At 48.6% G+C, this 10,712-nt stretch carries 10 protein-coding genes and 1 pseudogene; 1 reads left to right on the plus strand and 10 read right to left on the minus strand.

What is annotated here, in order from left to right; all coding sequences use genetic code 11:
• Window positions 1-989, plus strand: a pseudogene (locus Q0X57_RS05695) (hypothetical protein); the annotation flags it as partial.
• Window positions 990-1,224: 235 nt separating this feature from the next.
• Here the strand turns inward: Q0X57_RS05695 and Q0X57_RS05700 are convergent.
• From Q0X57_RS05700 to Q0X57_RS05745, 10 genes are all read right to left on the minus strand, one after another.
• On the minus strand, window positions 1,225-5,325 hold the full coding sequence (locus Q0X57_RS05700; protein ID WP_297728862.1) for a leucine-rich repeat protein: 4,101 nt from the start codon (window positions 5,323-5,325) through the stop codon (window positions 1,225-1,227).
• A gap of 419 nt (window positions 5,326-5,744) precedes the next feature.
• A complete protein-coding gene (rplQ, locus tag Q0X57_RS05705; protein ID WP_297728864.1) occupies window positions 5,745-6,257 on the minus strand; it encodes a 50S ribosomal protein L17 in 513 nt (170 codons plus the stop codon).
• 8 nt (window positions 6,258-6,265) lie between these two features.
• On the minus strand, window positions 6,266-7,258 hold the full coding sequence (locus tag Q0X57_RS05710) for a DNA-directed RNA polymerase subunit alpha (protein ID WP_297728866.1): 993 nt from the start codon (window positions 7,256-7,258) through the stop codon (window positions 6,266-6,268).
• Between the two features lie 12 nt (window positions 7,259-7,270).
• On the minus strand, window positions 7,271-7,876 hold the full coding sequence (gene rpsD, locus Q0X57_RS05715) for a 30S ribosomal protein S4 (RefSeq protein WP_297728868.1): 606 nt from the start codon (window positions 7,874-7,876) through the stop codon (window positions 7,271-7,273).
• Window positions 7,877-8,286: 410 nt separating this feature from the next.
• Window positions 8,287-8,673 carry a 30S ribosomal protein S11 gene (gene rpsK / locus Q0X57_RS05720; RefSeq protein WP_007365587.1) on the minus strand — a complete coding sequence of 129 codons (387 nt, stop codon included), beginning with the start codon at window positions 8,671-8,673 and terminating at the stop codon, window positions 8,287-8,289.
• 12 nt (window positions 8,674-8,685) lie between these two features.
• Window positions 8,686-9,066, minus strand: a complete 381-nt coding sequence (gene rpsM, locus Q0X57_RS05725) for a 30S ribosomal protein S13 (RefSeq protein ID WP_025882884.1) — start codon at window positions 9,064-9,066, stop codon at window positions 8,686-8,688.
• Between the two features lie 83 nt (window positions 9,067-9,149).
• Window positions 9,150-9,266 (minus strand): type B 50S ribosomal protein L36, encoded by a 117-nt coding sequence (ykgO, locus tag Q0X57_RS05730; RefSeq protein ID WP_004331524.1) that lies wholly within the window; start codon window positions 9,264-9,266, stop codon window positions 9,150-9,152.
• 35 nt (window positions 9,267-9,301) lie between these two features.
• Window positions 9,302-9,520 carry a translation initiation factor IF-1 gene (gene infA, locus Q0X57_RS05735; protein ID WP_004331513.1) on the minus strand — a complete coding sequence of 73 codons (219 nt, stop codon included), beginning with the start codon at window positions 9,518-9,520 and terminating at the stop codon, window positions 9,302-9,304.
• 1 nt (window position 9,521) lies between these two features.
• Complete coding sequence (gene map, locus Q0X57_RS05740) at window positions 9,522-10,313, minus strand: type I methionyl aminopeptidase (RefSeq protein ID WP_297728871.1); 792 nt, start codon at window positions 10,311-10,313, stop codon at window positions 9,522-9,524.
• A gap of 44 nt (window positions 10,314-10,357) precedes the next feature.
• Window positions 10,358-10,712: SecY family transport protein (locus tag Q0X57_RS05745; RefSeq protein ID WP_297728873.1), on the minus strand; the 355-nt coding region annotated here is incomplete at its 5' end.

Consider the following 10,712-nt stretch of genomic DNA (forward strand, 5'->3'; position numbering starts at 1 on the left):
CAGGCACCGCCTACTACGCCGTAGCTATGGCAAAGAACGCCGACGGTAAGTGGGGTCCCCTCACCAAAGTCGAGTTCTCCACGCAAGCAGATGCCATAGCTAACGAGCTACCTACACTCAACTTTGATCCTCAAGTAGACAGTCAAGGAGCTATAACGAGTCAAGACATATTGGATCATGAGCAGGCACTAGGGCGTACCCCTACAGAACTAGCCCTACAGGGTAAGCGGTTTAGGGGTTTTGCCAATACGGCTCTAAAGACTATTCCAGGAGTCATTTACGACCTTGAGAGTGGTCAGCATCTTATGATTGTAGCCTTTAGCAAGGAGACACTTGCAGACTGTCCTAAGACGAAAGCGATGCTATCCGAACTGGGGTTCGGCTCCTTCACGCAGGACTCTCATGATGGCACCGCCACTCTTACAGCTACTAAGAACGATGACCCAAAAGTCTCTGTCTTACTTCTAGACGAGCCCAACGCAGAGCTTAATACAACACTACAAGTAAGACTGCTCTACAAAAACGTGTCGTCAGGTAACGATATCGAAAAGGATCATGCAGTCATCACTGACGTTCTGGACTTCCCTTCTTATACTCAACTGGAGACAAAGGATCACGATAAGATCAAGGCTTTTGAGCAAACACTAGGTCTTCGCGAGTTCAACGCTCTCTACTCTAGTGACACCAAGCTACAGTTCGATACTAAGCCGGAGGATCTCAGCAAGTCTAACTTCCATTACGTCCGCTACACCTTTGGTAAGTACACTGGTCTTTACATTATCTGCCGTCTCAATTGTCTCAGTAACGATACAGAGCTACAATCTGCAGAACTAAAACAGTGGCTGGCAAACAATAGCTTTACAGAGGGCTACCAATACGATGCCCGATATCGTGCTATCTCTGTCTTGAATGCACAAGGGGTTAAGTGCGAAGTCTTCTTTGACACAGATCTCAAGCAATACCTCTTACAAATCTCTAGGCCTAAGTAAATCCTCTCTCATTGCTGCCTGATTAAAGTCTCAGCGACAGCAAAACGTAAAGCGAGGGCTCAACCACTATATCAGCAGTTGAGCCCTCGCTTTTCTTGTTTCTATCCTATGATTGCTCTGCAGCATCCTAGACAAAGAGGCTCCAGCCACCACCTATCGTGATGACTGGAGCCTCTATAGTATCGGCAGAGAGGACTTCTCTAGTAGTTCCTCTCGCCTTGGCTGTACTCTTTTACTAGCGAACGACCTTGAAAGAGGAGATCCCTTCTCTACCACTCACGGCAATGATATAGCTACCGTATGGTAGCGTACGCATATCTATCTCACGTTCTGTAGTAGACATGAGTACCTCTCCAGAGAGACTATACAGCGTCACCGTCAGGAAGTTCCCGTGGATTGTACAGAGACCATCCTCTTGGGTTAGAGTGATAGCACAATCCGTGGGGAGACCAACGGCATTGCCCTTGACCTGCTCTAGTTTGATATCTGAGATTTGGAGACAAGCATAGCGATTCTGGGTGATTGGCGATATGAGGTGCATTCCGATAGAGGAGATACCCTCGGGGATATCTACTATAGTCTCGTAGCTCTGTAGCTCTATCACGCCATCGTCAGTGGCCGTACCAGCTGGGATGACTATACTAGCCACTTTCTTCTGGTCTGAGGCGTTGTTGTTTTTACCTATAGTAATCTCAATCGTCTCCTCAGAGATCGCACGAGCACGGAAAGTAATCTTGCAACACTTATCCTTGTCAAAAGTGACAGGCGGAGAGATTAGCCACTCATCGGTAGCCACTACATAAGTAGGCGTAAGCGTAGGATTGATTATATACTCTATGCCGTTGGCTACGCTATTGAATATCTGACCCGTCAAGTCACTATTGACAAACCAACTCCAGCCATCACGATTACCATCGATGAGCCTCCAACGCTTAGCATATTCCTCTCCCTCGAAAGTCTCCTCGACAGGAGGCGTGAGAGCAGGACCAGCTACGACCCAGTCGCTGTGTGTCGTGCTCTCTCCAGCTTCGTTGATAGCCTTGATAGTATAGTAGTAACTAGAGAGCTCAGAGATGCTCTTGTCGCTGTATCGTAGCTCCTTAACAGCTCTGGCAATGGGCTCTGTACTATCGGAGCGGTAGAGATCGTAAGAGAGTTTATCCTTATTGATTGTAGCTCCATGGGCTCCTACCTTGGGAGCATGCCATGTCAGCATCACCTCTTTCGACCCATTGGTCGTCATGAGCTCTACATCTGTCACCTGAGCAGGAGCATCTAAGCCTACCCATAGAGCTATAGAGGTGCGCTCGCCTTCGCCAGCCTCATTGAGAGCAGAGACCGTGTAGAGATATTCGCCAGCCTGTGACATCTCTTTGTCCTCATACGTGAGGAGCTGATCTGGAGTAGCATCGGCAAAGGAGTGGATCTCTACACCATTGCGATAGAGCTTGACAGAAGAGAGTGCTGAGAGGGGCTTTCCAGAGAAAGTCTTGGAGGGATTCTTCCACTGAACAGTGGCTACCAGCGCACTATTGACATCAGCCTCTGCGACTAAGTCAGATACAGCTGCAGGAGCCTCATTGCCACCCGGAGCAAACGGGATAAAGAGTGCTTGTAGCATCGCTTTTTCGCCCACCTTGCCGAGTGACTGGACCGTAGGAGTAGCAGGCGTAGAGAGGTCAAAGCGTACCAGCTGTGCATCCTTGTCACTCATCGTAGAGGTGGTAGCGACCCAGTAGAGGAGATCTCTGTCTGTACGGTCAAACTCAAGCGACTGATTGCTCAGTACACCTCCTAGCTGAGGGTTGATTATCTCTTTGAGCTTACCACTAGCGGGGTCTATCTTATGAAGCACCCCTGCGGATGTAAGTGCGTAGAACTCTCCGCGACTGTTTACGGCAAGAGGACCACAGCTAGACTCCAACTGGCAAACCTCCTTAAAGGCTCCAGTCGCTAGATCTACCTCAACTAGTCTGCTACTCCCCGCAGAGAATGTGGTAGCATACATCTTGTGCGTTGTATAGTCGTAAGTCATATCGAGCACCCGTGCTCCAAAATCCTCAGGATCTGCCCATCGGCCGATATTTTTGCGTTCCTTAGTCCGTACATTGTAGGAGATAAACCACTCAGGACGTGGTCCTCTCTGACTAGTGTAGACGTAAGTGCAGGCGTAAATGAGACCATCACAAGCTGCACCAGCGTAGACGCCCTCATCCTTGCCGAAGGTGAGATCACTCTGAGTCTTCTCAGGCTCATCTAGGTAGAAGTGACCGAAGCCGTACTGCCCAGCACCAAACTGCTGGTTGCTCTGGAAGAATCCATACGCTATGCGATGAGGAGCATCGGATGTAGACCTCTTCTCACCACTGTAAGGCTGAGGCTTTTCCTCTCCATACATTTCTATGTTCATAGAGAAGACGGGCCACCCTTTTGCAGTAGCTATCGCTACCTCATCTTCATAGGCAAAGTTGCTCTCTAAATCCGTTTTCTCTAGCAGATAGATACCCTGTGGGTTAAGCCCCATATAGTCATCCCAATCATCTGCGGCGAAAGCGCGATACTCTGGCAGGGCACTCAAAAGCCGTATCATCGCATCACCCTTAATCTTATTGCGCTGTATCTCTAGATGACCTAACTGGCTGGGAGAGGCAAGCCTAATCTCGTCAATATGGTTTTTGAAGCAACTAAGTTCTTGAAGTAGCGGACAGTGCGACAGGTCTAGCGTACCAGTCAAGAGATTGTCTCGACAGACGAGAGAGCCCAAGTTCGCATTATGACTTAGGTCTATAGAGACAAACTTATTGCCCCAGCAACTAAAGTCTGCTAGCTGAGGGAGCCCACTGAGGTCTATTGATGTCAGATTGTTAGAACCGACGTAGAGACGTACCAAGTTAGGCAACTCGCCTAGAGTGATTGATGTGATTTCATTGTCATCTACGAGGAGCTGCTCTAGACTCAGAGCCTTGCTCGCATCAACTGTGAGGAGCTTATTACCAGAGCAGTCTAGCTTCTTGACCTTACCTGTGATAGTAATTGTCGACTCCTCTAGCTTGTAGTAACCAGGTGAGTCGTAAGCGGCTCCTGTGACAGTAACGTCTCCATCGCTCTTCAGATTCAGACCGATATATTCGCCCTTTTGCTTTGCAGAGACGAGGACAATCTGCTCCACTTGTAGCGGATCACCCTCTTCGCTGATAGAGAGAAATGCCTCATCCCACACTTTGACGGCCTGGTAGAGTGCTTTGCTCCCGACAGGTACGAAGAGATTCATCTTATAATTGGGAAACATCACACCAAAAGCTCCTGTCTCAGCTACGGGTGGCTCCACAGCTCGAATGTGAAACTCTCTCAGCTCCTTACAATTATCAAAAGCCCCCACGTCAATTGTCTTAACTGTCGATGGGAGGTGAACCTTGGTAAGCTTTGCATCAGAGGCGCAGAAGCTATTAGGTATACCTACTACTCCCTCTGAGATTACTAGCGTCTCTAAGCTTTGTGTACTTTCAAAGGCTGACGGCTTGATAGTGGTTACCGTTGTAGGTGTCTGATAGCTAGCACGCTCTGCTGCGGCTGGATAGACGAACAGAGTTTCTTTTGCCTTGTCAAAGAGGACTCCATCCTCGGTACTAAAAGAGACATTGAGCGATGATACAGAGATGCTCTTGAGCGCTGTACATCCGCCAAAAGCTGCGTCTCCGAGGCTCTCAAGGGCTCTTCCTAAGCGCACATCTTGTAGCTTACTGCCCCAGAAGCAGGTCTTGCCGATACTCTTTAGGGTAGAACTCTCTGGGAGAGATGTCAAACCCGTTTTGTAGAATGCCATATCGCCTATGGACTCAAGACTATTCGGCAGATTGATACGCTCCAAAAGGTAGCAGCTCATAAAAACTTTAGCGTTTATCTTCTTAAGTCCTTCTGGCAGGGTCACCTCCTTAAGGGCACTACACTTGAGAAAGCAGGAGGTTCCAACCGTTGTGATATTACGAGGTAGTGAGAAGGTCTCAAAGTGCTTGTTGCTAGAGAACTTATAGCTGGGCAGTGTACCCTCTAAAGCCCCCTGCGAGTTAATGAAGTCTGCCTGCGAGAGGTCTACATGCTTGAGCGATGATAAGCCATCAAGTGTGCCGAGGTCGGCATCGTTGAGGATGCCACGAACGACAAGTCTCTCTAAGCTCGTATGACCTGCCAGCTGATTGGCAAGTGTACCAGCCTCCGTGATCGTCACCTCTAGATGCGTGTCTTGAGCCACAGACCTCTGTGAAGTGAAGAGGAAAAGGCTCCACGCCATGATCAAAGCTACGACCCAAGCTCTAGATAGAAGTATGTGTCTATTCATAATTATAGTGGTTTAGTTAGTTGGTGACACTACTATAAGTATAGCAACGCAAGCTATGCCTTCCGACAGCCAAAGATACACTTTATTTTTATTTTTCACAACAGAAGCTGTACACTCTTCAAATTGCATTTTGGAGTGGAAAATACGATTTCACAAGTAATCGCTACTTTCTAAGTTCAAATGCAAGTAAAAAGCGAAGTTTTGACCTAGGTCAAAACTTCGCTAAAACGGACAGACAAATAAAGCCCCTCAAAAAAACAACAAGAGGGAGTGTCAAGCTAATGCTCAACACTCCCTCTGCTATTTGTTTTGAGACTAGGACGAGAATCAGTGCTTTCGTCAGCCCCTACACACTGCACAAAGTATCTCCATATGGGAGGCGGACTATGTGACTGTGTCTCGTCAGCGCTCCTAGTACACTACTCCTGGGCTGGCGCCTCGGCCTGTGCAGGTGCCTCTGTAGCTGGAGTATCCTGCTGGGCGACAGCCTTAGTAGCACCGCTACCACGACGCGAACGACGTGTGCGCTTCTTGCCCTCACTCTTAGGAGCAGAAGCGCTCTTGGTCATATTGTCGTTGAAGTCAACAAGCTCAATAAAGCACATAGAAGCATTGTCGCCTAGACGTAGACCCGTACGTAGGATACGTGTGTAGCCACCAGGACGATCGCCGACCTTGTCGACGACGGTGCCGAAGAGCTCCTTGACTGCCTCCTTGTCACGTAGGTAGCTGAAGGCTAGACGACGAGAAGCCGTGGTGTCATTTTTTGCCGTGGTAATAATAGGCTCAACAAACTTGCGCAGTTCCTTAGCCTTGGCAACTGTCGTGTTAATCCGCTTGTGCATAATGAGCGAGCTAGCCATATTGGCAAGCATAGCCTCACGATGCGCCTTGGTGCGGCCTAGATGGTTGAATTTCTTATTGTGTCTCATAAGAGGAATTAATCGTTATCTAATCTATAGGGGGTAAGATCCATATCAAAGCCTAGGTCTTGAGCCGCTAAGAACTGCTCAAGCTCTACAAGCGACTTCCTACCGAAGTTCTTAATCTTCAAGAGTTCCTCACGATCTCTACTCAGCAGGTCTGCAATCGTAGAGATACCCGCAGCCTTGAGACAGTTGAGCGCACGAACTGAGAGATCTGTCGTTGCTAGGTCTGTCATCAACTTCGAGCGAACCTTCATCATCTGATTGTCTAAGACAGTGTCAGGCTCCTCCTCGGGGAGCTCAACCTCAAACTCATTGTCCGCAAAAAGTGCAAAGTGCGAAATCAAAATCTCGGCAGCCTGGCGTAGAGCCTCACGTGGATGAATCGTGCCATCCGTCTCAATCTCCAGAACTAGCTTCTCGTAGTCTGTGCGCTGATCTACACGATACGCTTCGGTGATATGCTTCACCTTGCGAATCGGTGTATAGATACCGTCAATGGGAAGTGTATTGACAGCATCGTCTTCACGACGGTTCTCCTCGGAGACAACGTAGCCACGCCCCTTATTGATGCGTATCTCTATCGTGAAGTCAGCATCCTCAGCAAGATTACAGATGACCAAGTCGGGGTTCTGCACCTTATAGCTAGTCAAGACCTGATTGAGGTCACCAGCCTGAAAGGAGTTGCGACCCGTGACGTGGAGCGTGATGGTCTCTTCCTGAGGATCCTCTACAGTAGCTTTGAATCTAATCTGCTTGAGATTAAGTATGATATGGGTTACATCTTCCAACACCCCTGGAATAGTAGCAAATTCATGCTCTACACCTTCGATACGGATAGAAGCTATTGCATACCCCTCTAGCGATGAGAGGAGGATGCGCCGCAAGGCGTTGCCAATAGTCATAGCATAGCCTGGCTCTAGAGGCTTAAATTCAAACTTGGCGTAGTGATCCGAAGCGTCCAGCATAAGGACGCTGTCAGGTTGTTGAAATGCTAATATTGCCATAGAGTTAGAGGGTTACTTAGAATACAATTCGACGATGAGCTGCTCCTTGATGGGCTCGGGTATCTCCTCACGTGTAGGTACGTTGAGGTACTTACCGCTGTAGGTGCGTGCATCCCACTCTAGCCATGGATACTTGCTATGATTGTATCCTGCAAGAGAGTCCGCAATGACCTCCATAGACTTGTCACGCTCACGTACACCGACAATCTGTCCAGGCTTGAGTGTGTAGGAGGGGATGTTGACCACATTACCGTCAACAACGATATGACGGTGAGAAACGAGCTGACGTGCTGCAGCTCGTGTAGGAGCAATGCCTAGACGGAAGACTACGTTGTCTAGACGAGACTCAAGAAGCTGTAGAAGTATCTCACCCGTGATGCCTGAGGTGCGCTGCGCCTTCTCAAAGAGATTGCGGAACTGACGCTCCAAGACCCCATAGGTATACTTGGCCATCTGCTTCTCGCGGAGCTGAAGTGCATACTCGCTCTGCTTGCGACGACGATTATTGCCGTGCTGACCTGGGGGATAGTTTTTCTTACTCAGGACTTTGTCTGCACCGAAGATGGGCTCACCAAACTTGCGTGCAATCTTGGACTTAGGACCAATATATCTTGCCATTGTTCTATTTCATTTTAATGCTACACCATACACCTGCTCTACAAGATGCTCGAGGGCATATGCGCCACTCTCTGCTATGTGGTGGTCAAGGCTGGGATCATATCTCAAGTAGTAAGTCTAGAAGCGACGGCGCATATAGAGCAGCCGCGATGCGATTAGAATAAGAGGGAAAGTAAGTGAGCAACCGCATCAATCTCACACTACGCCTATCGACTTACAGAGTCACTATCTTGAGTCTATGTCTAAGCTGAGACCTATCCGTAGAGCTTGCTATGTGCGAGTTACACCTAGGACTGATTAACAGTCTATCTGTAAAGCAAGGAGCAGTCCTGCTGTGGACTCTCAACACTAACTCTACAAGGTCGGTGCACCCGCTCTCTAGGTAGCTGTGATCTCTATACTTGTAGCAACTAGACCTTACGTCTCTTAGGAGGACGACAGCCGTTGTGTGGTAGCGGTGTGACGTCAATGATCTCTGTTACCTCAATACCAGCACCGTGGATGGTACGGATAGCGGACTCACGCCCATTGCCAGGACCCTTGACATAAGCCTTGACCTTGCGTAGCCCTAAATCAAATGCTGTCTTAGCGCAGTCTTGAGCTGCGAGCTGAGCTGCATAGGGAGTATTTTTCTTAGAGCTACGGAATCCCATCTTACCAGCTGATGACCAGCTGATGACCTGCCCCTCACTATTGGTAAGGGTGATGATGATATTATTGAAAGAAGAGTGTATGTGCGCCTGCCCTTGGGCATCGACCTTGACTGCTCTCTTTTTTGTTACGGTTTTCTTTGCCATAAGGTGGTTCTATTACTTAGTTGCCTTCTTCTTACCAGCGACTGTCTTGCGCTTACCCTTACGTGTACGGGCATTGTTCTTGGTACTCTGTCCACGCAGGGGGAGACCTAGACGATGCCTGATGCCTCGGTAGCAACCGATGTCCATGAGACGCTTGATGTTGAGCTGTGTCTCGCTACGGAGATCACCCTCAACCTTATAACCATTGGAGATCTGCTCACGGATAGCAGCTGCTTGATCATCTGTCCAATCCTGGACCTTGATGTTGCGATCAACACCTGCAGCATCCAAGATGCGAGCAGCACTACTACGACCTATACCATATATATAGGTCAAGGCTATCTCACCTCTTTTGTTTTGCGGCAGATCGACGCCGACGATTCTTATTGCCATACTCTATATACTGTGTGATGTTTGTTGCGTGATAAGCTGACTCTCCCTCATCCTAAGTGATGTGCGGAGCTTCATACCTAAGCTCATCCTTGACGCTGCTTGAACTTAGGATTCTTCTTATTGATGATGTACAGACGACCCTTGCGTCTGACGATCTTACAGTCTTCTGATCGCTTTTTGATTGATGCTCTGACTTTCATAGTATGCTCTTATTCTGATTGTCGCTATGACTTGATTACTTGTATCTATAGGAGATGCGACCACGTGTGAGGTCGTAAGGAGACATCTCTACCTTGACTTTGTCTCCTGGCAGGATACGAATGAAGTGCATACGCATCTTGCCCGATATGTGCGCCGTGATGATGTGTCCGTTCTGAAGCTGTACCTTGAACATTGCATTGCTCAGTGCCTCTAGGACGACACCATCCTGCTCAATAGCTGTTTGCTTGGCCATATTAAAACTCTCGTGTGCCTAATACTTCTTTGATATACTCGTATGTAGAAAGAATCTGCGGAGCTTGACCATCGGGCATAATGGCTATGCAGTGTTCAAAGTGCGCTGCAGGCTTGCCGTCATGCGTACGGACGGTCCATCCATCAGACTCAAAGACGACCTTGCGACGCCCCATCGTCACCATAGGCTCAATACAGATGCACATACCTGCTCGTAGCTTGGGGCCAACCCCTGGGTAACCATAGTTGGGAACGTTGGGGTCTTCGTGCATCACATGTCCGATACCATGCCCGACCAACTCACGAACGATACCATATCCCTGCGCTTCGCAGTGACGCTGAACCGCAGCGCCGATGTGCCCCACATTGTGACCTTCGACAGCCTGCTTGATACCTAAGTAGAGAGAGTCTCGAGTGACCGTCAGCAGACGCTCCACATCGGGATCAATATCCCCTACCGCAAAGGTATAAGCACTGTCTCCAGTAAAGCCATTGATATGCGTACCACAATCTACGGAGATGATGTCCCCCTCACGCAGTATCTCTCGATCCGAAGGGATACCATGTACCACATGATCATTAATTGAAGTACAGATACTGGCGGGGAAACCTCCATAACCTAAGAACGCAGGAGTAGCACCATGATCACATATAAAAGTATAGGCAATCGTGTCTAGATGCTTGGTGGTAACCCCTGGAGCAATGTGCTTCGCCACCTCTCCCAAGGTCTCTCCAACAAGTCTGTTGGCCACACGCATCAGCTCTATCTCCTCTGATGTCTTTAGGTAAATCATCTACTTGAATATATTCAAATGAAACAACACAACTGTAAGGAGTGTCAATATGCTGATACGGAACCCGTACGTCCCTTGATACGACCACTCTTCAGTAGACCATCATAGTGACGCATCAGTAGGTGACTCTCAACTTGCTGTAGTGTATCTAGAACCACACCTACGAGAATCAGCAGCGATGTACCTCCAAAGAACTGTGCGAATGCCGAGCTAATACCCAAAATCTGAGCAAAGGCTGGCATAATAGCGACCAGTGCGAGGAAGAACGCTCCAGGTAGTGTGATACGATCCATAATACCGTCGAGGTAGTCTCGCGTGCTACGTCCAGGCTTGACTCCTGGGATAAATCCATTGTTGCGCTTGAGGTCATCGGTCATCTGTGTGGGGTTGATCGTAATC

Origin of the sequence: uncultured Porphyromonas sp. (assembly GCF_947254915.1) — a bacterium.
GTDB lineage: Bacteria > Bacteroidota > Bacteroidia > Bacteroidales > Porphyromonadaceae > Porphyromonas.

Coding starts and splice junctions, on each gene's coding strand:
- Q0X57_RS05700 (WP_297728862.1), bottom strand. CDS start 5,325: ATGAATAGACACATACTTCTATCTAGAGCTTGGGTCGTAGCTTTGATC.
- rplQ (WP_297728864.1), bottom strand. CDS start 6,257: ATGAGACACAATAAGAAATTCAACCATCTAGGCCGCACCAAGGCGCAT.
- Q0X57_RS05710 (WP_297728866.1), bottom strand. CDS start 7,258: ATGGCAATATTAGCATTTCAACAACCTGACAGCGTCCTTATGCTGGAC.
- rpsD (WP_297728868.1), bottom strand. CDS start 7,876: ATGGCAAGATATATTGGTCCTAAGTCCAAGATTGCACGCAAGTTTGGT.
- rpsK (WP_007365587.1), bottom strand. CDS start 8,673: ATGGCAAAGAAAACCGTAACAAAAAAGAGAGCAGTCAAGGTCGATGCC.
- rpsM (WP_025882884.1), bottom strand. CDS start 9,066: ATGGCAATAAGAATCGTCGGCGTCGATCTGCCGCAAAACAAAAGAGGT.
- ykgO (WP_004331524.1), bottom strand. CDS start 9,266: ATGAAAGTCAGAGCATCAATCAAAAAGCGATCAGAAGACTGTAAGATC.
- infA (WP_004331513.1), bottom strand. CDS start 9,520: ATGGCCAAGCAAACAGCTATTGAGCAGGATGGTGTCGTCCTAGAGGCA.
- map (WP_297728871.1), bottom strand. CDS start 10,313: ATGATTTACCTAAAGACATCAGAGGAGATAGAGCTGATGCGTGTGGCC.